This is a genomic window from Pseudomonas nitroreducens, from assembly GCF_014204515.1.
Taxonomy (GTDB): Bacteria; Pseudomonadota; Gammaproteobacteria; order Pseudomonadales; family Pseudomonadaceae; genus Pseudomonas; species Pseudomonas nitritireducens_A.
Window position 1 is genome coordinate 101,880 of record NZ_JACHLI010000002.1, and the last position, 18,226, is coordinate 120,105.

General features: G+C 67.4%; 17 protein-coding genes. 10 read left to right on the plus strand and 7 right to left on the minus strand.

All coding sequences use genetic code 11. From position 1 onward, the window contains the following. Window positions 1-247: 247 nt before the first annotated feature. From HNP46_RS03220 to HNP46_RS03260, 9 genes are all read left to right on the plus strand, one after another. A complete protein-coding gene (locus tag HNP46_RS03220; protein ID WP_184586071.1) occupies window positions 248-1,642 on the plus strand; it encodes a PLP-dependent aminotransferase family protein in 1,395 nt (464 codons plus the stop codon). A gap of 345 nt (window positions 1,643-1,987) precedes the next feature. Then, window positions 1,988-2,962, plus strand: coding sequence for a hydroxyectoine utilization dehydratase EutB (gene eutB, locus HNP46_RS03225; protein WP_184586072.1), 975 nt, complete (start codon window positions 1,988-1,990; stop codon window positions 2,960-2,962). After that, entirely contained in the window at window positions 2,955-3,947 is a 993-nt protein-coding gene (locus tag HNP46_RS03230) for a cyclodeaminase (protein WP_184586073.1), read from the plus strand. The genes eutB and HNP46_RS03230 overlap by 8 nt, the downstream gene beginning before the upstream one ends. A gap of 183 nt (window positions 3,948-4,130) precedes the next feature. Continuing rightward, window positions 4,131-5,321, plus strand: a complete 1,191-nt coding sequence (gene doeA / locus HNP46_RS03235) for an ectoine hydrolase DoeA (RefSeq protein WP_184586074.1) — start codon at window positions 4,131-4,133, stop codon at window positions 5,319-5,321. 4 nt (window positions 5,322-5,325) lie between these two features. Continuing rightward, window positions 5,326-6,342, plus strand: a complete 1,017-nt coding sequence (gene doeB / locus HNP46_RS03240; protein ID WP_184586075.1) for a N(2)-acetyl-L-2,4-diaminobutanoate deacetylase DoeB — start codon at window positions 5,326-5,328, stop codon at window positions 6,340-6,342. 12 nt (window positions 6,343-6,354) lie between these two features. Then, on the plus strand, window positions 6,355-6,843 hold the full coding sequence (locus HNP46_RS03245) for an Lrp/AsnC family transcriptional regulator (protein WP_184586076.1): 489 nt from the start codon (window positions 6,355-6,357) through the stop codon (window positions 6,841-6,843). Window positions 6,844-7,048: 205 nt separating this feature from the next. Continuing rightward, window positions 7,049-7,699, plus strand: coding sequence for a 7-cyano-7-deazaguanine/7-aminomethyl-7-deazaguanine transporter (locus HNP46_RS03250; RefSeq protein ID WP_184586077.1), 651 nt, complete (start codon window positions 7,049-7,051; stop codon window positions 7,697-7,699). A 134-nt stretch (window positions 7,700-7,833) separates the two neighbouring features. Then, window positions 7,834-9,291 carry an NAD-dependent succinate-semialdehyde dehydrogenase gene (locus HNP46_RS03255; protein ID WP_184586078.1) on the plus strand — a complete coding sequence of 486 codons (1,458 nt, stop codon included), beginning with the start codon at window positions 7,834-7,836 and terminating at the stop codon, window positions 9,289-9,291. Between the two features lie 16 nt (window positions 9,292-9,307). Beyond that, a complete protein-coding gene (locus tag HNP46_RS03260) occupies window positions 9,308-10,687 on the plus strand; it encodes an aspartate aminotransferase family protein (RefSeq protein ID WP_184586079.1) in 1,380 nt (459 codons plus the stop codon). Between the two features lie 128 nt (window positions 10,688-10,815). Here the strand turns inward: HNP46_RS03260 and HNP46_RS03265 are convergent, their stop codons facing one another. The 7 genes from HNP46_RS03265 to HNP46_RS35765 all read right to left on the minus strand — a co-directional run bounded on the left by HNP46_RS03265 (window position 10,816) and on the right by HNP46_RS35765 (window position 17,132). Continuing rightward, window positions 10,816-11,133 carry a tetratricopeptide repeat protein gene (locus tag HNP46_RS03265; protein ID WP_184586080.1) on the minus strand — a complete coding sequence of 106 codons (318 nt, stop codon included), beginning with the start codon at window positions 11,131-11,133 and terminating at the stop codon, window positions 10,816-10,818. A gap of 64 nt (window positions 11,134-11,197) precedes the next feature. Then, window positions 11,198-12,649, minus strand: a complete 1,452-nt coding sequence (locus HNP46_RS03270; RefSeq protein WP_184586081.1) for a TrkH family potassium uptake protein — start codon at window positions 12,647-12,649, stop codon at window positions 11,198-11,200. A gap of 128 nt (window positions 12,650-12,777) precedes the next feature. Further along, the gene (gene trkA, locus HNP46_RS03275; protein WP_184586082.1) at window positions 12,778-14,151 is read right to left on the minus strand and encodes a Trk system potassium transporter TrkA; all 1,374 of its coding nucleotides are present in this window, start codon (window positions 14,149-14,151) and stop codon (window positions 12,778-12,780) included. 46 nt (window positions 14,152-14,197) lie between these two features. Next, a complete protein-coding gene (gene rsmB / locus HNP46_RS03280; RefSeq protein ID WP_184586083.1) occupies window positions 14,198-15,508 on the minus strand; it encodes a 16S rRNA (cytosine(967)-C(5))-methyltransferase RsmB in 1,311 nt (436 codons plus the stop codon). Then, a complete protein-coding gene (gene fmt / locus HNP46_RS03285; RefSeq protein ID WP_184586084.1) occupies window positions 15,505-16,461 on the minus strand; it encodes a methionyl-tRNA formyltransferase in 957 nt (318 codons plus the stop codon). Before fmt ends, rsmB begins: the two co-directional genes overlap by 4 nt. Window positions 16,462-16,515: 54 nt before the next feature. Then, window positions 16,516-17,022 carry a peptide deformylase gene (gene def, locus HNP46_RS03290; protein WP_184586085.1) on the minus strand — a complete coding sequence of 169 codons (507 nt, stop codon included), beginning with the start codon at window positions 17,020-17,022 and terminating at the stop codon, window positions 16,516-16,518. Next, entirely contained in the window at window positions 17,010-17,132 is a 123-nt protein-coding gene (locus HNP46_RS35765) for a hypothetical protein (protein WP_260403074.1), read from the minus strand. Before HNP46_RS35765 ends, def begins: the two co-directional genes overlap by 13 nt. A gap of 28 nt (window positions 17,133-17,160) precedes the next feature. Between HNP46_RS35765 and HNP46_RS03295 the strand changes: the two genes are divergently transcribed. Next, window positions 17,161-18,186 carry a LysM peptidoglycan-binding domain-containing protein gene (locus HNP46_RS03295; RefSeq protein WP_184586086.1) on the plus strand — a complete coding sequence of 342 codons (1,026 nt, stop codon included), beginning with the start codon at window positions 17,161-17,163 and terminating at the stop codon, window positions 18,184-18,186. Window positions 18,187-18,226 lie beyond the last annotated feature (40 nt).

An 18,226-nucleotide genomic window follows, 5' to 3' on the forward strand; every position in this document is an offset into this window, starting at 1 on the left:
CCGGGAGCCTTGCGGCAGTTCCTGATCGACCACCCCGCGGCGGGAAAAAGCCACCGTCGCGATGAACGCATCCGCAGGTTTTTTCTGCGTGGGCCTGACAATGCGCTCTGGCGTGGCACTGGATGTCCTGCGTGTGTCCTGCTCCCGAGCATACGCAAGCGACTGATTACCTGACATTGCACTAGGACAATTGCTGCCGGTGTGCTGGTCGGTCACTCTGGACACCTGACCAGACGGAGCGCTGAAGATGGAAGCCTGGCGTCGCGCCCTGGCCGACCTGCGGGTCGGCGAATCCAAGTACAAGACCCTGGTGCAGGCCATTGCCGGCGACATCGAGCAGGGCCTGCTCAGCGACGGCCAGCGTCTGCCGCCGCAGCGCCACGTGGCCGATGGCCTGGGCATCAGCGTGCAGACCGTGACCAACGCCTACAAGGAACTGGAGCGCCAGGGCCTGGTGCGTTGCGAGGTGGGGCGCGGCAGTTTCGTCTCGCGGCGCATGACTGAGGGCATGGCCCACTACATGGTCGATCACCCCGAGCGCGCGCTGGTGGATTTCTCCATCGCCAGCATCGTCCACACCCGCGAGCACGACCGCCTGTGGCAGGACAGCTGCCGCGAACTGGCGCAGGAAACCGACCAGCCGTGGATGCGCGCCTGTCGCCCGGTGGCCGGCTTCGACGCGCACCGCGATGCCGGGGTGAAGTGGCTGGCGCAACTGGGCCTGCAGCGCGAACGCGACGACGTGCTGATCACCAACGGCGCGGCCCACGGCATCTTCCTCGCCCTCGCCTCCCTGGCCGGGCCGGACGACGTGGTGCTCTGCGAACAGCTCACCGATCACGGCGTGATCGGCAATTCCCAGGTGCTCGGCTTCACCCTCAAGGGCGTGGAAATCGACAAGCAGGGCATCGACCCGGAACACTTCGAAGACCTCTGCGCCAACGAGCGCATCACCGCGCTGGTGTGCACGCCCAACCTGAACAACCCGACCTCCTGCCTGATGCCCGACTCGCGCCGCCGCGAGATCGCCGCCATCGCCCAGCGCTATGGCGTGTACGTGATCGAGGACGACGTCTACGGCCCGCTGCTCGGCGAGCGCCGCCCGCCGCCCATCAGCCACTACCTGCCGGACCTGTCGTTCTACTGCACCAGCTTCACCAAGAGCGTGCTCACCGGCCTGCGCATCGGCTACCTGGCCATGCCGCGGCGGCTGGCGCTGCGCACCGAGAGCATCCTGCGGGTTAACAGCTGGATGGCTACGCCGCTGCTGGCGGAGGTCGCCTCGCGCTGGATCCACAACGGCAACGCCCAGGCGCTGATCGGCCTGCAACGCCGCGTGCTGGAGAAGCGCCAGGCGCTGGTACGCGAGTGGCTTGGCGACTACCTGCGGGGCTGCGATCCGCACTCGCTCAGCACCTGGATCGGCATTCCCGAGCACTGGGAGCTGGACAGCCTGGTGCGTGAATTGCGTCACCGGCATATCGCCGTCACGCCACCCGATCCGTTCATGGTCCGCGGCACGCCCCGGCCACGCGCGGTGCGCCTGTGCATGGGGGCCGAATGCAGCGATGAACGCATGGTGTCTGCACTGGAAGACATGCGCGAACTGTTCGGCCAGTACCCGAAGATCCACGATTTCTAGATCCCGCACCGGTCTCCCCGCAACCTGCTAGGAGCGAGCTTGCTCGCGAACAGAGTTCCCGGTGGTCTCCGAGCCCCGCATTCGTAGGGCGCATAACGCGTCAGCGTTATCCGCCATGAGATGAGCGGCGGATAACCTGTTCCAGGTTATCCGACCTACGATCCTGCACCGCTGTTTCCCTTAGGAGCGGACTTTGTCCGCGATGGTCTCCGGCGCGTTGCGATCCCATCGCGGACGGAGTCCGCTCCTACGAAAAGCCTCTCCGCGAACTACATCGTCCTAGTACATTCATCGCGACAATTTCCCGCCCCTACACTCGGCCCCACTGCATTCCCGGAGGCCGAGATGGAGCCGATTCCCCTCGTCGAGCTGTACCGCGCACGCCAGCGCATCCAGGGCCTGGTGCGGCAGACGCCGCTGGAGCTTTCGCCCAGCCTGTCGCGTCTGCTCGGTGCTCCGGTGTACCTCAAGCTCGAATCGCAGCAGATCACCGGCAGCTTCAAGCTGCGCGGCGCCAGCAACGCCATCGCCCAGCTCAGCGATGAGCAGAAGGCCAGGGGCGTGGTCGCCGCCTCCACCGGCAATCACGGTCGCGCGCTGGCCCACGCCGCCCGCGCGCTCGGCGTACACGCCACGGTCTGCCTGTCGCAGCTGGTGCCGGCGAACAAGGTCCAGGCGATCCGCGAGCTGGGCGCCGAAGTACGCATCGTCGGTCGCTGCCAGGACGATGCCCAGGCCGAGGCCGAACGCATCGCTCGCGAAGACGGTGCCGCACTGCTGCCGCCCTTCGACCATCCGCAGATCATCGCCGGCCAGGGCACCCTCGGCCTGGAAATCCTCGAGCAGCTGCCCGACGTGCGCCAGGTGCTGGTGCCGCTGTCCGGTGGCGGCCTGTTCGGCGGCGTGGCGCTGGCGCTCAAGCACGTCGACCCGAGCATTCGCGTCCACGGCATCAGCATGCGCCGTGGCGCCGCCATGGCGGCCAGCCTGGCCGCTGGCCACCCGGTGGAGGTGGAAGAACTGCCGACCCTGGCCGACTCCCTCGGCGGCGGCGTCGGACTGGACAACCGCTACACCTTCGCCCTGGCCCGCCAGTACTGCGACCAGCTGCACCTGCTCGACGAGCCCGCCATCGCCGCCGGCATCCGCCACGCCTACCGCGAGGAACGGCAGGTGGTGGAAGGCGCTGCCGCGGTCGGTATCGCCGCGCTGCTGGACGGCCTGATCGCCCCGGTCGGTCCGGTGGTGCTCATCGTCAGCGGCCGCAACATCGCCATCGAACAACACCAGCAAATCCTCGAGGAGTCCCTCCATGGCTGACGTCACCCTGCTCAGCGAAGCCGACCTGCGCGCCTGCGTGGCGATCGATCGGGAGAGCCTCGACGCCGTCGAGCAGGCCTTCCGCCTGCTTGCCACCGCGCCGGTGGCGATGCCACCGATCCTTCGCCTGGACGTGCCCGAGCACAACGGCGAAGTGGACGTGAAAACCGCCTACCTGCCGGGCCTGCCGCGCTTCGCCATCAAGGTCAGCCCCGGCTTCTTCGACAACCCCGGACTCGGCCTGCCCAGCCTCAACGGCATGATGATGCTGCTCTCCTCGCGCACCGGTTTGCTTGATGCGCTGCTGCTGGACAACGGTTACCTCACCGCCGTGCGCACCGCCTGCGCCGGCGCGGTGGCGGCCAAGTGGCTGGCCCGCGAGGACTCGCGCCAGGTCGCGCTGATCGGCGCTGGCGAACAGGCGCGGCTGCAGCTCAAGGCACTGTGTCTGGTGCGGCCCATCGAAGCCGCCAGCGTCTGGGCGCGGGACAGCGCCAAGGCGCGCCAGTGTGCCGAGGAGTTGAGCGTCAGCCTGGGCATTGCGGTCAGAGCCTGCGCCAGCATCGACGAAGCACTGGAAGGTGCCGACATCGCCATTACCACCACGCCCAGCCGCGAGCCGCTGATCCACCCGCAGCATCTGCGCCCCGGCCTGCACATCACCGCCATGGGCTCGGACGCCGAGCACAAGAACGAGATCGCCGCTGAGGCCCTGGCGGCGGTGGACAGCTACGTCGCCGACCGCCTCAGCCAGACCCGCGTGCTGGGCGAACTGCACCATGCGCTGGCGGCCGGCAGCGTGAGCGCCGAGGCCGATTTCGCCGAGCTGGGCCAGGTGATTGCCGGGCAGCGCGAAGGCCGCCGAGGGGCCGCAGACATCACCCTCTGCGACCTCACCGGCACCGGCGCGCAGGACACCGCCATCGCCGGCCTGGCCTTCCAGCGCGCGCAGCGGATGGGCAAGGGCTTCCAGTTCCACAGCTGAAAGCGCTCTTCGCCTCTGCTACCAGAGTCGCAGGAAAACACCATTCGTAGGATGGCGTGGAGCGAAGCGATACCCATCGATAGCCCGCAGCACGGGCTGATGGGTATCGCAAGCTCCACCCATCCTACGAAAGCGCCGCAGGCGTTGGTGATCCAGCACAAACACCACAGAGAGGATTTCCGCATGTCCGAAATCGTCGTCAACCTCCCCTTCAGCCGGGAGGAATATGCCCAGCGGATCGCCAAGGTCCGCGCCAGCATGCAACAGCGCGGCATCGAGCTGCTGCTGGTCACCGATCCGTCGAACATGGCCTGGCTCACCGGCTATGACGGCTGGTCCTTCTACGTGCACCAGGGCGTGCTGCTTGCGCTGGACGGCGAGCCGGTCTGGTTCGGTCGCGGCCAGGACGCCAACGGCGCGCGGCGCACGGTGTTCATGCAGGCGGACAACATCGTCGGCTACCCCGACCACTACGTGCAGTCCACCGAGCGCCACCCGATGGACTACCTGTCCCGCGAGGTGATCACCGCGCGCGGCTGGTCCGGTGCGTCCATCGGTGTGGAGATGGACAACTACTACTTCAGCGCCGCCGCCTTCCGCTCGCTGCAGGCCAACCTGCCGAGCGCGAAGTTCGTCGATGCCACCGCCCTGGTCAACTGGCAGCGTGCGGTGAAATCCCCGCGTGAGATCGAGTACATGCGCATCGCCGCGCGGATCGTCGAGAAGATGCACGCGCAGATCGTCGAACGCATCGAACCGGGCATGCGCAAGAACGAACTGGTGGCCGATATCTACAGCACCGGCATTCTTGGCGCCGATGGCCACGGCGGTGACTACCCGGCCATCGTCCCGCTGCTGCCCACCGGCGCCGACGCCAGCGCGCCGCACCTGACCTGGGACGACACGCCCTTCGAGCGCGGCGCCGGCACCTTCTTCGAGATCGCCGGCTGCTACAAGCGCTACCACTGCCCGCTGTCGCGCACGGTGTTCCTCGGCAAACCGCCCAAGCACTTTCTCGATGCGGAAAAGGCCGTGGTCGAAGGCATCGCCGCCGGGCTCGACGCAGCGAAACCGGGCAACACCACCGGCGACATCGCCCGCGCCTTCTTCGGCGTGCTGGAGAAGTTCGGCATCCACAAGGACAGCCGCTGCGGCTATCCCATCGGGATCAGCTACCCGCCGGACTGGGGCGAGCGCACCATGAGCCTGCGCCCCAGCGACAGCAGCGTGCTGGAACCGGGCATGACCTTCCACTTCATGCCCGGCCTGTGGATGGACGACTGGGGCCTGGAGATCACCGAAAGCATCCTCATCACCGAGCGCGGCGTGGAGACCTTCTGCGACTACCCGCGCCAGCTGTTCGTGAAGGAGTGAGGCGATGACCCATTCGCTCGACAAGCCGCTGCGCGACAACCCCATCGCCGCCAGCGTCGATTTCCAGCGCGACGGCGTGCAGCACGGCCACCTCAAGCTGCCCTACTCGCGGGACGATTCGGCCTGGGGCGCGGTGATGATCCCGCTGTGCGTGGTGAAGAACGGCGACGGCCCCACCGCGCTGCTCACCGGTGGTAACCATGGCGACGAGTACGAAGGCCCGGTGGCGCTCAGCCGCCTGGCCCAGGAACTGCGCGCCGAAGACGTGCGCGGCCGGGTGATCATCGTGCCGTTCATGAACACGCCGGCCTTCCATGCCGGCAAGCGCACCTCGCCGATCGACGCCGGCAACCTCAACCGCAGCTTCCCCGGCCGCCCGGACGGCACGGTGACGCAGAAGATCGCCGACTACTTCCAGCGCACCCTGCTGCCGCTGGCGGACGTGGTGCTGGATATCCACTCCGGTGGGCGCACCCTCGACTTCCTGCCCTTCGCCGCCTGCCACGTGCTGCCGGACAAGGCCCAGCAGGAAGCCAGCGAAGCGCTGATGCGGGCCTTCGCCGCGCCCTACGCGATGCGCATGCTGGAGCTGGACGCGGTGGGCATGTACGACACCGCGGCGGAGGAGCAGGGCAAGCTGTTCGTCACCACCGAACTGGGTGGCGGCGGCAGCAGCAGCGCGCGCACCGTGGCCATCGCCCGGCGCGGCGTGCGCAATGTGCTGGTGCAGGCCGGCATCCTGCGCGGCGAACCCGAGCCGGCGCCGTCGCTGATGCTCGACATGCCCGATGGCGACTGCTTCGTCGCCAGCGAACACGCCGGCCTGCTGGAGATGTGCCGCGACCTGGGCGAGCGGGTCGAACGCGGCGAAGTGCTGGCGCGGGTGCACGACGTGCTGCGCACCGGCGCTGCACCCGTGGAGTACCGCGCCAAGCGCAGCGGCATCCTCGCCGCGCGGCATTTCCCCGGCCTGGTGCAGAGTGGCGACACCCTGGCGGTGGTCGCCGAGGTCCTGGACTGAACGGAGCCCGCCATGATCAAGCTCGACCGCTACGACCTGAAGATCCTGCGCATCCTCGCCGGCGACGGGCGCATCACCAAGTCGAGCCTGGCCGAGGCGATCAACCTCTCGGTCAGCCCGGCCTGGGAGCGCGTGCGCAAGCTGGAGGAGGCCGGGCTGATCAAGGGGTACCGCGCACAGATCGACTGGCCGGCGCTGTTCAAGCAGCAGCAGGTGCTGGTGGAGATCACCCTGGCGCGGCACACCGCGCAGGACATGAAGCGCTTCGAACAGCGCCTGCAGCAGGCGCCGGAAGTGGGCTTCTGCTACGCCACCGGCGGCGGTGTGGACTACATCGCGATGATCCAGGCGCGCGACATCGACCACTACCAGCGCTTCATCGACCAGCTGCTGCTGGAAGATGTCGGCATCGAGCGCTACTTCACCTACATCGTCACCAAGGTGATCAAGACCCAGGAAGCGGCGATCCCCGCCGAAGCGCTGGAATCGGGCTCTGCGTAGGAGCGGACTCCGTCCGCGATGGAGTCTGGCGCGATGCGGGGCCGATCGCGGACGGAGTCCGCTCCTACGAAATTGCACACGTCGGCGCTGCACAAAATTTGCTCAATAAACCTGACTTCGCGGTCCGGATCGTATACAATGCGCGCCGCTCGGCATGGTGCCGGGCATGGGTTCCCTCACCCCATCGACGAAAAAGGCCCCAAGCATGTCGGCATCCCTTCCGGCGGCAAGGCGCGGCGCACTCGCCGGTCTGGTCGCGTTCCACATCCTGATCATCATCGCCAGCAACTACCTGGTGCAGCTGCCCATGACCCTGTTCGGCTGGCACACCACCTGGGGCGCGTTCAGCTTCCCGTTCATCTTCCTGGCCACCGACCTCACCGTGCGCCTGCTCGGCAAACGCCCGGCGCGGCTGGTCATTGCGCGGGTGATGATCCCGGCGCTGCTGGCTTCCTACGTCATCTCGGTGATCTTCCAGGAAGGTGCCTTCAGAGGCTTCGCTTCCCTGGGCGAATTCAACACCTTCGTCGCGCGGATTTCCCTGGCCAGCTTCCTGGCCTACGTGTTCGGCCAGATCCTCGACATCCAGGTCTTCGACCGCCTGCGGCGCATGCGCCAGTGGTGGATCGCCCCGGTGGTCTCGACCCTGTTCGGCAACCTGCTGGACACCTTCACCTTCTTCTCCATCGCTTTCTGGCACAGCGACAACGCCTTCATGGCCGAGCACTGGGTGGAGATCGCCTGGGTCGACTACGGCGTCAAGCTGGCGGTCATGCTGATGCTTTTCGTGCCGCTCTACGGCATGCTGCTCAGCGCCATCACCCGTAACCTGCGGCGCCAGACCGCGACCGTCTGAGCCCACCCGAAAAAGCCCAACCGCGGCGGCAGAACTGCAAAAAGATCTGCCGTCGCCCGCCCCCGCTTAGGAAAAAACCGCGCGCTCCCGGCCCCTAGCATGGTCTGCATGCCAACCGTCCGGGAGCCGCCGCCATGTCCTTTGCCCATCCCCTGCTGTTCAAGTCGCTCTGCTATGTGAACGGCCACTGGCTGCACAGCGCCAGCGGCGCCAGCATCGCCGTCGACAACCCCGCCACCCGCGAAGCCATCGGCCATGTGCCGCTGCTCGATCGCGAGCAGATCATCGCCGCGGTGGATGCCGCTGCGGCCGCCTTTCCGGCCTGGCGTGCGCGCACCCTGGATGAGCGCGGCGCGCTGCTGCGGCGCTGGGCCGATCTCATTCGCCAGCACCGCGACGACCTGGCGCAGATCCTCAGCCTGGAACAGGGCAAGCCGCTGGCCGAAGCCCTGGGCGAGATCGACTACGCCGCCAGCTTCATCCCCTGGTTCGCCGAGGAAGCGCGCCGGCTGAACGGCCGCAACATCCCCAGCCACATCCCCAACGCGCACCTGGGCACGCTGGTCGAGCCGGTCGGCGTCGCCGCCCTGCTGACACCGTGGAACTTCCCCTCGGCGATGATCACCCGCAAGGCCGCCGCCGCCCTCGCTGCCGGCTGCAGCGTGGTGGTCAAGCCGGCCCACGAGACGCCCTACTCCGCCTTCGCCCTGGCCCAGCTGGCCGAGGAAGCCGGCTTCCCCGCCGGCGTGTTCAACGTGGTGCTGGGCGAGCCGCAGATGGCCATGGAAACCCTGGTGGGCGACAGCCGCGTGCGCGCCGTCAGCTTCACCGGCTCGACCCGCGTAGGAAAGCTGGTGCTGCAGGCCGCCGCGCAGGACGTGAAGAAAGTCGCCCTGGAGCTGGGCGGCAACGCGCCCTTCATCGTGCTGCCCGACGCCGACCTGGAGCAGGCGGTGCAGTTCGCCATCGACGCCAAGTTCCAGACCTCCGGGCAGGACTGCTGCGCGGCCAACCGCATCCTGGTTGCCCGTGAACTCTACGAACCCTTCCTGCAGCGCTTCGCCCGCGCCGTGCGCGAACTGCGCGTCGGCCCGGCCAGCGACTCGCGCAGTCAGATCGGCCCGCTGATGCACCAGGGGGCCTTCGACGTCACCGGCGAGCGCGTGCGCGACGCCATCGCCCAGGGCGCGCGCCTGCTCGCCGGTGGCGAGCCGCATGCGCTGGGCGGCTGGTTCCAGCAACCGACGGTGCTGGCTGACGTCACCCCGCAGATGCGCATCTGGCGCGAGGAAAACTTCGCGCCCATCGCCGGGGTGAGCGCCTACGACGACCTGGAACAAGCCGTCCGGCTGGCCAACGACACCGAGTACGGCCTGGCCGCCTACCTTTGTGGGCAACGCCTGGATCACCTCTGGCCGCTGATGCGGCGCCTGGAGTTCGCCATGGTGGCGATCAACGGCGCCAGGTTCACCGGCCACCCCATTCCCTTCGGCGGCATGAAGGCCTCGGGCCTGGGCCGCGAGGGCGGCAGCGAGGGCTTCGAACCCTTTGTCGAAACCAAGTACTTCGCCTTGCACCACGGCGCCATCTGACCGGGAGACCATCGCCATGACCGACTACGCCAAGCTGTTCGAGGAAGACCGCGCACACTTCATGCACCCCTCGACCCACGCCCACGATCACGCCAGCGGCGCGTTGCCGGGGCGGATCATCACCGGCGCCTCCGGCGTGCGCATCCGCGACCACCAGGGCCGCGAGCTGCTGGATGCCTTCGCCGGTTTGTACTGCGTGAACATCGGCTACGGCCGCACCGAAGTGGCCGACGCCATCCATGCACAGGCCACGCAGCTGGCCTACTACCACACCTATGTGGGGCATGCCTCCGAGGCGATCATCGAGCTGTCCGCGCGGATCATCCGCGACTGGGCGCCGGCGGGCATGAAGAAGGTCTACTACGGCCTCTCCGGCTCCGACGCCAACGAGACCCAGGTCAAGCTGGTGCGCTACTACAACAACGTGCTGGGCCGCCCGCAGAAGAAGAAGATCATCTCCCGCCAGCGCGGCTACCACGGCTCGGGCATCGTCACCGGCAGCCTCACGGGTCTTGCCAGCTTCCACCAGCACTTCGACCTGCCGGTGGAAGGGGTCAGGCACACGCTTTGCCCGCACTTCTACAAGGCCCCGGCCGGCATGGACGAGGCCACCTTCGTCCGCCACTGCGCCCAGGAACTGGAAGACCTGATCCTCGCCGAAGGGCCGGACAGCGTGGCGGCGTTCATCGGTGAACCGGTGATGGGCACCGGCGGCATCATCGTCCCGCCCAAGGGCTACTGGGAGGCGATCCAGGCGGTGCTGGCGAAGTACGACGTGCTGCTGATCGCCGACGAGGTGGTCTGCGCCTTCGGTCGCGTGGGCGACAGGATGGGCAGCCAGCGCTACGGCATGCGCCCGGACCTGATCACCACCGCCAAGGGCCTGACCAGCGCTTACGCGCCGCTGTCGGCGGTGATCGTCGGCGAAAAGGTCTGGGATGTGATCGACAGCGCGTCGAGCCGCGAGGGCGCCATGGGTCACGGCTGGACCTACTCCGGCCACCCCATCTGCGCAGCGGCGGCGCTGGCCAACCTGGACATCCTCGAACGGGAGAACATCACCGCCAATGCGGCGGAAGTTGGCAGCTACCTCAACCAGCAGCTGCGCCAGACCTTCGAGGGCCATCCTCTGGTGGGCGAGGTGCGCGGCGACGGCATGCTGGCGGCGCTGGAGTTCATGGCCGACCGCGAGGCGCGCACGCCATTCGATGCGGCGCTGAAAGTCGGCCCGAAGGTGTCGGCGGCGTGCCTGGAGCGCGGCATGATCGCCCGCGCCATGCCCCACGGCGACATCCTCGGCTTCGCCCCGCCGCTGGTGCTGACCCGCGCCGAGGCGGACGAGATTGTCGGCATCGCCAGGGCGGCGGTGGATGCGGTGGCGGCCGAGGTCTTGTAAGGACTGTCGTAGGAGCGGATTCATCCGCGATGTGCCACCGGCCAGCTCGGAGCGGCCGGGAGTCGATCGCGGACGAAGTCCGCTCCTACGCACCTTGCCGCTGCGGAAGCGGTGATGAAAGAGAGCGCCTACGCGCCCTTGGTCTTGTCCAGCTTGCGCAGGAACACCGTCATTTCCTTCTCCGCCTGCTTGTCGCCATGGGCCTGGGCGGCGGTGAGGCCGGCGGTCCAGGCGGTGCGGGCGCCGTCGATGTCACCTTGGGTCTGCAGCGCCTTGCCCAGCAGCTTCCAGGCGGCGGAGTACTTCGGGTCCTGCTCCACGCAGCGGCGCAGGTGCTCGGCGGCCCTGGCAGCATCGCCGGCGTCCAGGTAGCCCTTGCCCAGGCCGAAGCGCAGCAGCGAGTTGTCCACGCCCTTGGCGAGCATCTTTTCCAGCGAATCGATCATGGCGAGTCTCCGTCAGCGGGTCGCCATTGTGCCCCATTAGCGATGTTTCAAGCGCAAGGACGGCTCAAGTGCGCCAGAACGCGGGGGTCAGCAGGATCAGCAGGGAGAACACCTCCAGCCGCCCCAGCACCATTGCCAGGCTCAGCACCAGCTTGGCGCTGGCCGGCAGGTTGCCGTAGTGCACGGCCGCCTCGCCCAGCGCCGGGCCGAGGTTGTTCAGGCAGGAAGCGAGGGTGGAGAAGGCGGTGAGCTGGTCCACGCCCAGCGCCAGCAGCACCAGCATCAGGCTGACGAAGGTCAGCAGGTAGATCGAGAAGAACGCCCACACCGATTCCACCACCCGGTCCGGCACGGTGCGTCGCCCCAGCTTGACCAGGAACACGCCGTTGGGGTGCAGCAGGCGGAGGAATTCGCGCATGCCCTGGCGGTAGACCAGCAGCATGCGCATCACCTTCATGCCGCCGCCGGTGGAGCCGGCGCAGGCGCCGATGAAGGTGCTGTAGAGCAGCAGGTAGGGCAGCAGCGTCGGCCAGGTGCTGAAGTCGGCGAGGCCGAAGCCGGTGGTGGTGGCCACCGAGATGACCATGAACGCCGCATAGCGGATCGACTGCCAGGGCGAGTCGTAGTGGTGCTTGAGGACCAGCGTGGTGACGGTGATCAGGAACAGCGCCAGCAGGATGCTCAGGTAGGCGCGGCACTCCGGGTCCTTCAGGTAGTGGCTGAGCCTGCGCTGGCGCCAGGCGAGGAAGTGCAGGCTGAAGTTGATCCCGGAGATCACCAGGAAGGTCATGCAGATCAGCTCGATCAGCGGACTGTCGAAATAGTCGATGCTGGCGTCGTGGGTGGAGAAGCCGCCGATGGCGATGGTCGAGAAGCTGTGGCCGATGGCGTCGAACAGGCTCATGCCCGCCGCCCAGTAGGCCAGGGCGCAGGCCAGGGTCAGGCCGCAATAAATGAACCAGAGGGTCTTGGCGGTATCGGCGATGCGTGGCGAGAGCTTCTGGTCCTTCAGCGGGCCGGGCATTTCCGCGCGGTACAGCTGCATGCCGCCGATGCCCAGCATCGGCATCACCGCCACCGCCAGCACGACGATGCCCATGCCGCCCAGCCATTGCAGCTGCTGGCGGTAGTAGAGGATGGCGTGGGGCAGCGTATCCAGCCCGGTGAGCACGGTGGCGCCGGTGGTGGAAAGGCCGGAGAAGGACTCGAACAGCGCGTCGACCACGCCCATGTGCGGAGCCTGGGACAGCGCGAACGGCAGTGCGCCGAAGGAGCCCAGGACGATCCAGAACAGCGCCGTCACCAGGTAGCCGTCGCGGATGCGCAGGTCGTCCTTGTGCTGGTGGAACGGCCACCAGATGGCCAGACCGGTCAGCAGGGTGACCAGGAACGACAGGGCGAAGGAGCGCCAGGTGGACTCGACATAGTAGAGATCGATCAGCAGCGGCGGCAGGTGGGTAGTGCTGAACAGCATCAGCAGCACGCCGAGGATGCGGGCGATGGAGGCGTAACGCATGGCCGGGGTCAGACAGACAGGAACAGGCCGCGCAGGGTGCCAAGGGTCGCGCCAAAGCGCAGTAGGAGCTATCTGAAAGAGACGCTGGAAAACGCTGCCAGGGCCGCGCCATGCGCGGCCCTGGCGCCTCAGAAGAAGGTCAGGCCGGCCTGGAACAGCCGCTCGACGTCGCGGATGCGCTTCTTGTCCACGACGAACAGGATCACGTGGTCGCCGGATTCGATCTGCGTCTCGCCGTGGGCGATCAGCACGTCGTCGTCGCGGATCACCGCGCCAATGGTGGTCCCCGGCGGCAGCTGGACTTCATTGATCTTGCGGCCGATCACCTTGCTCGACTTGGCGTCGCCGTGGGCGACCACCTCGATGGCTTCGGCGGCGCCGCGGCGCAGCGAGTGCACGCTCTCGATGTCGCCACGGCGCACGTGGGTGAGCAGGGTGCCGATGGTGGCCAGCTGCGGACTGATGGCGATATCGATCTCGCCGCCCTGCACCAGGTCGACGTAGGCGGGGTTGTTGATCAGCGTCATCACCTTGCGCGCGCCCAGGCGCTTGGCCAGCAGCGAGGACATGATGTTCGCCTCGTCGTCGTTGGTCAGCGCGAGGAACAGGTCGGTCTCGCCGATGTTCTCCTCCAGCAGCAGGTCGCGGTCCGAGGCGCTGCCCTGGAGCACGATGCTGCTGTCCAGCACATCGGAGAGGTGCCGGCAGCGCGCCGGGTTCATCTCGATGATCTTCACCTGGTAGCGGTTTTCGATGGCTTCGGCCAGGCGCTCGCCGATGTTGCCGCCGCCGGCGATGATGATCCGCTTGTAGCTGTCTTCCAGCCGGCGCATCTCGCCCATCACTGCGCGGATGTGGGCCTTGGCGGCGATGAAGAACACCTCGTCGTCGGCTTCGATCACCGTGTCGCCCTGGGGGATGATCGGCCGGTTGCGCCGGTAGATCGCCGCCACGCGCGTATCGGCATTGGGCATGTGCTCGCGCAGCTGCCGCAGCTCCTGGCCCACCAGCGGGCCGCCGTAGTAGGCGCGGATGCCCACCAGCTGCGCCTTGCCCTCGGCGAAGTCGATCACCTGCAGGGAGCCGGGGTATTCCACCAGGCGCTTGATGTAGTTGGTCACCACCTGTTCGGGGCTGATCAGCACGTCCACCGGGATGGCTTCCGGATCGAACAGGCCGGCGCGGGTCAGGTAGGCCGCCTCGCGCACGCGGGCGATCCGCGTGGGGGTGTTGAACAGGGTGTAGGCGACCTGGCAGGCCACCATGTTCACCTCGTCGCTGTTGGTCACCGCCACCAGCATGTCGGCGTCGTCGGCGCCGGCCTGGCGCAGCACGGTGGGGAACGAAGCCTTGCCGTGGACGGTACGGATGTCCAGGCGATCATTGAGGTCGCGCAGGCGTTCGCCGTCAGTATCGACGACGGTGATGTCATTGGCTTCGCTGGCCAGGTGCTCGGCCAGAGTGCCGCCGACCTGGCCGGCACCGAGGATGATGATCTTCATGCAGCGGGGTGCTTTTCCGTTTCGATCCGTTGGGCGTCGGCGCCTGTCACTTCGCCGAGATCTTGATCAGCTTGGCATAGTAGAAGCCGTCATGCCCCGTTTGCTGGGGGAACAGCTGGCGCCCGTGGGGCTGCTTGATGCCCCAGGTGCCGGGCAGGTCCAGCTCGCGGGCGCCGGGGGTGCGACTGAGGAACGCGGCAATCTGCTCGCTGTTCTCCTGCGGCATCACCGAGCAGGTCGCGTAGACCAGCACGCCGCCGACTTCAAGGGTCGCCCACAGTGCATCGAGCAGTTCGCCCTGCAGCTGCGCCAGCGCCGGGATGTCCTCGGCGGTGCGGGTCAGCTTGATGTCCGGGTGACGGCGGATCACCCCGGTGGCGGAGCACGGCGCGTCCAGCAGGATGCGCTGGAACGGCTTGCCGTCCCACCACCTGGCCGTGTCGCGGGCGTCGGCGGCGAACAGTTCGGCCTTGAGCTGCAGGCGTGCGAGGTTCTCGCGCACGCGCACCAGGCGGCTCTCCTCCAGGTCCACGGCGACTACGCCAGCCAGGGCCGGCTCGGCTTCCATCAGGTGGCAGGTCTTGCCGCCGGGGGCGCAGCAGGCGTCCAGGACGCGCTGGTTCGGCGCCAGCTCCAGCAGGTCGGCGGCCAGCTGCGCGGCTTCGTCCTGCACGCTGATGCGGCCTTCGGCGAAACCGGGGAGTTCGCGCACATCACAGGGTTGCACGAGATTGATGCCGTCCCGGCTGAATTCGCAGGCGGTCGCCTCGAAGCCGACGCGGTTCAGCTCTTCCAGGTAGGCATCGCGGCTGCCGTGGCGGCGGTTCACCCGCAGGGTCATCGGCGGATGGGAGTTGTTGGCGGCGCAGATCGCTTCGTACTGCTCCGGCCACTGCTGCTTCAGTGCTTTCTGCAGCCAGCGCGGGTGCGCCAGGCGCGCGGCCGGGTCCTTGTCGACTTCCGCCAGCAGGCTTTCGCTCTCGCGCTGGGCGCGGCGCAGCACGGCGTTGAGCAGGCCCTTGGCCCAGGGCTTCTTCAGCTTGTCCGCGCAGCCGACGGTTTCGCCGATGGCCGCATGCGGCGGAATGCGGGTGTAGAGCAACTGGTAGAGCCCGACCAGCAGCAGCGCCTCGACGTCACGGTCGCCAGCCTTGAACGGCTTCTGCAGCAGGCGTGCCGCCAGGGTGGACAGGCGCGGCTGCCAGCGGGCGGCGCCGAAGGCCAGCTCCTGCACCAGGCCACGGTCGCGCGGCTCGACGTTTTCCAGCTGGGTCGGCAGCGAGCTGCCCAGCGAGGCGCGGCCGGCGAGCACGGCGGCCAGTGCGCGGGCTGCGGCCAGACGGGGATTGGTGCTCATGCGCCCTGCCCTTGGCCAAGCAACTGCCCGGCGGCGAACTGCTCGCGGCGGCTGTTGAACAGATCGGCGAAGGCCAGCGGTTTGCCGCCGGGTAGTTGCAGACGGGTCAGCAGCAGAGCGCCTTCACCGCAGGCAACCAGCAGGCCGTCGCGGCTGGCGTCGAGGATTTTTCCGGGTTCACCCTTGCCCTGCGCGGGCCTGGCGCCAAGCACCTTGAGCGCGGCGTCGCCCAGGGTGGTGTGGCAGACCGGCCAGGGAGTGAAGGCGCGGATGCGGCGCTCCAGTTCATCGGCGGGGCGCGACCAGTCGATGCGCGCTTCTTCCTTGTTCAGCTTGTGCGCGTAGGTCGCCAGGGCGTCGTCCTGTACTTCACCCTTGAGCGTGCCGGCGGCGAGGCCGGTGATAGCCTCGACCACGGCTTTAGGGCCAAGCTCGGCCAGGCGGTCGTGCAGGCTGCCGCCGGTGTCGTCGGCGGAAATCGGTGTAGCGACCTTGAGCAGCATCGGCCCGGTGTCCAGGCCCGCCTCCATCTGCATCACGGTGACGCCGCTCTCGGCGTCGCCGGCCTCCACCGCGCGCTGGATCGGCGCGGCGCCGCGCCAGCGCGGCAGCAGCGAGGCATGGCTATTGATGCAGCCCAGGCGCGGGATATCCAGCACCACCTGGGGCAGGATCAGCCCGTAGGCCACCACCACCATCAGGTCCGGCTTGAGCGCGGCCAGCTCGGCCTGGGCGGCGGGGTCGCGCAGGGTCGGCGGTTGCAGCACGCTCAGACCGTGCTCCACGGCGAGCTGCTTGACCGGGCTGGGCATCAGCTTCTGGCCGCGGCCGGCCGGGCGGTCCGGCTGGGTGTAGACGGCAACGATCTCGTGGGGAGTATCGAGCAGGGCCTTGAGGTGTTCGGCGGCGAATTCCGGGGTACCGGCGAAGACGATGCGCAGTGCTTGGCTCATTTCGGGCTCACAAAAAACAAAAGGCTTGCCGGGGCAAGCCTTTGGGGGATGGGGTCACGCCTGTTGCCGGTGCTGCTTTTCCAGCTTCTTGCGGATGCGGTCGCGCTTGAGGTTGGACAGGTAGTCGACGAACAGCTTGCCGTTGAGGTGGTCGCACTCGTGCTGGATGCACACCGCGAGCAGACCCTCGGCGATTTCCTCGAACGGCTTGCCGTCGCGGTCCTGGGCCTTGATCTTAACCTTCTGCGGGCGGTCGACGTTCTCGTAGAAGCCGGGCACCGACAGGCAGCCTTCCTGGTACTGGTCCATTTCCTCGGTGAGGTATTCGAACTCCGGGTTGATGTACACCCGGGGCTCGGACTTGTCCTCGGACAGGTCCATCACCACCACGCGCTTGTGCACGTTGATCTGCGTCGCCGCCAGACCAATGCCCGGCGCCTCGTACATGGTCTCGAACATGTCGTCGATCAGCGTGCGCAGGGCGTCATCGAAGACCGTGACCGGCTTGGCGATGGTCCGCAGGCGCGGATCGGGGAATTCGAGAATGTTCAGAATGGCCATATACGTTTGTGATGCACTTGTGGAATAAAGTCAAAATCGGCTGCTAATATGCTGAGCAGCATCGAAAAACGGCTGGAAAGCGCGGTAGGGGCGGCTTCCAGGCGGTTCATGTGTACACATAATAAAGGGATTCACCGCATGAGGAAAACACTACTCGCCCTGCTGCTGCTCGCCGCAGGCGGGGTGGCGCAGGCTGCCGTGCAGCTCAAGGACGGCCATCCGGATCGCTATACCGTAGTGAAAGGCGACACCCTCTGGGACATCTCCGGCAAGTTCCTCAGCAAGCCGTGGAAGTGGCCGGAAATCTGGCAGGTGAATCCGCAGATCCAGAACCCGCACCTGATCTACCCGGGTGACGTGCTGAGTCTTACGTACATCGATGGCCAGCCACGCCTGGTGCTCAACCGCGGCGAGTCGCGCGGGACCATCAAGCTGTCGCCGCGGGTACGCAGCACGCCGATCGCCGAGGCGATCCCGACCATCCCGCTGGACAAGATCAACGCCTTCCTGCTGTCCAACCGCATCGTCGACAACGAGGCCGTGTTCACCGACGCGCCCTACGTCGTCGCCGGCGCCCAGGAGAGCGTGATCAGCGGCGCCGGCGATCGCGCCTACGCCCGAGGCAAGTCGCTGGCCGAAGAGAACAGCTACGGCATCTTCCGCCAGGCCAAGGTGTACACCGACCCGGAGACCAACGAGGTCCTGGGTATCGACGCCATGGATGTCGGCGGCGCCAACGTCACCGCCAAGGAAGACGACGTCGCCACCCTGATGCTCACCCGCACCACCCAGGAAGTCCGTCCGGGCGACCGCCTGTTCCCCACCGAGGAACGCGCGATCACCTCGACCTTCATGCCCAGCGAGCCGAAGTCCGAGATCAAGGGCACCATCATCGACGTGCCGCGCGGCGTGACGCAGATCGGCAAGTACGACGTGGTGACCCTGGACAAGGGCTCCCGCGACGGCCTGGCCGAAGGCAACGTGCTGGCGATCTACAAGCTGGGCGAAACCGTGCGCGACCGTGTGAACGGCGACATGGTGAAGATCCCCGACGAGCGCTCGGGTCTGGTCATGGTGTTCCGCACCTACAACCGCCTGAGCTACGGCCTGGTGCTCAACGCCACCCGTTCGCTGGAAGTGAACGACCGCGTGCAGAATCCCTGATTCCCGCCCGGTCACGCAAAACCCCGCTGCGGCGGGGTTT

Coding starts and splice junctions, on each gene's coding strand:
- HNP46_RS03220 (WP_184586071.1), top strand. CDS start 248: ATGGAAGCCTGGCGTCGCGCCCTGGCCGACCTGCGGGTCGGCGAATCC.
- eutB (WP_184586072.1), top strand. CDS start 1,988: ATGGAGCCGATTCCCCTCGTCGAGCTGTACCGCGCACGCCAGCGCATC.
- HNP46_RS03230 (WP_184586073.1), top strand. CDS start 2,955: ATGGCTGACGTCACCCTGCTCAGCGAAGCCGACCTGCGCGCCTGCGTG.
- doeA (WP_184586074.1), top strand. CDS start 4,131: ATGTCCGAAATCGTCGTCAACCTCCCCTTCAGCCGGGAGGAATATGCC.
- doeB (WP_184586075.1), top strand. CDS start 5,326: ATGACCCATTCGCTCGACAAGCCGCTGCGCGACAACCCCATCGCCGCC.
- HNP46_RS03245 (WP_184586076.1), top strand. CDS start 6,355: ATGATCAAGCTCGACCGCTACGACCTGAAGATCCTGCGCATCCTCGCC.
- HNP46_RS03250 (WP_184586077.1), top strand. CDS start 7,049: ATGTCGGCATCCCTTCCGGCGGCAAGGCGCGGCGCACTCGCCGGTCTG.
- HNP46_RS03255 (WP_184586078.1), top strand. CDS start 7,834: ATGTCCTTTGCCCATCCCCTGCTGTTCAAGTCGCTCTGCTATGTGAAC.
- HNP46_RS03260 (WP_184586079.1), top strand. CDS start 9,308: ATGACCGACTACGCCAAGCTGTTCGAGGAAGACCGCGCACACTTCATG.
- HNP46_RS03265 (WP_184586080.1), bottom strand. CDS start 11,133: ATGATCGATTCGCTGGAAAAGATGCTCGCCAAGGGCGTGGACAACTCG.
- HNP46_RS03270 (WP_184586081.1), bottom strand. CDS start 12,649: ATGCGTTACGCCTCCATCGCCCGCATCCTCGGCGTGCTGCTGATGCTG.
- trkA (WP_184586082.1), bottom strand. CDS start 14,151: ATGAAGATCATCATCCTCGGTGCCGGCCAGGTCGGCGGCACTCTGGCC.
- rsmB (WP_184586083.1), bottom strand. CDS start 15,508: ATGAGCACCAATCCCCGTCTGGCCGCAGCCCGCGCACTGGCCGCCGTG.
- fmt (WP_184586084.1), bottom strand. CDS start 16,461: ATGAGCCAAGCACTGCGCATCGTCTTCGCCGGTACCCCGGAATTCGCC.
- def (WP_184586085.1), bottom strand. CDS start 17,022: ATGGCCATTCTGAACATTCTCGAATTCCCCGATCCGCGCCTGCGGACC.
- HNP46_RS35765 (WP_260403074.1), bottom strand. CDS start 17,132: ATGAACCGCCTGGAAGCCGCCCCTACCGCGCTTTCCAGCCGTTTTTCG.
- HNP46_RS03295 (WP_184586086.1), top strand. CDS start 17,161: ATGAGGAAAACACTACTCGCCCTGCTGCTGCTCGCCGCAGGCGGGGTG.